The 861-nt window shown below is 64.6% G+C and carries 1 protein-coding gene; it reads right to left on the reverse strand.

Going from position 1 to position 861, the window contains the following annotated elements:
• The coding region (locus tag J1M81_RS25030) for an HNH endonuclease signature motif containing protein (protein ID WP_206499090.1) at positions 1–861 on the reverse strand (861 nt) is incomplete at both ends.

Consider the following 861-nt stretch of genomic DNA (forward strand, 5'->3'; position numbering starts at 1 on the left):
GTTGTCGGTAGGGGTCGACGGTGGCCGGGGGTACGAACCAGGGGTGTTGATCGCTGCCGATGAACACTTCCCAATCGGAGTGGTGGATGAGTCGGTGGTGGAATCCGCACAGGAGGACGAGGTTGTTCATGTCGGTGGGGCCGCCGTCGGTCCAGTGCCAGATGTGGTGGCCTTCGGTCCAGGCGGCGGGTTTGCCGCAGCCGGGGAACGCGCAACCGTGATCGCGTGCAGTCAAGGCGCGTTTCTGTTTCGCGGTGACGGTACGCGCGGTGCGGGCGAGGTTCAGTGGGTTGCCGTTCTCGTCCATGACGATGGCGGTGAGAAGGCAATCGCAGGCCAGTTGGCGAGAGATGTTGCGGGAGAGCGGGCCCATCCACGGCAGCCAGCCGACGGTGGTGCCGTCGCCGAACAGGTCCCGATATGCGCCACGATCCGCAGTCACCGAACCGGCCTCGTTGTTGGTTTCTGCTGTGGTGTCGATGTCGACCGGGTCGACCAGGTCTGAGTCGAATTCTGTTGCAGCGCGTGTGGTTTCGTCGTCGGTGATGTCGTCACTGCTCTGGCCGGCCAGGCTCTGGAGGTCCTGCAACCGGATGTGCAGGTTGACGTGCGGCTTCTCACCGCCCTCGGTGGGGCGGTCACTGGAGGCGAGGTAGCGGTCGAGGATGTGTCCGAAGGCGTCGGCGCGTCGCCGTGCGGGACTGCGTTCGTCTGGGGTGCCGTCGGCGGCAGGGCGGGGTTCGGTCAACGGCGAAAGCGCGGTGAGCAGCTTTTCTCCGGTGATCGCATCGAAATCCATCTTCGCCACGAGACGTCCGTTGAGGGTTTTCGAGGCGAAGAGTTCGTTGCGGTCGGTGTCTT

This window comes from Rhodococcus sp. KRD175, from assembly GCF_017168275.1.
Lineage (GTDB): Bacteria > Actinomycetota > Actinomycetes > Mycobacteriales > Mycobacteriaceae > Rhodococcoides > Rhodococcoides fascians.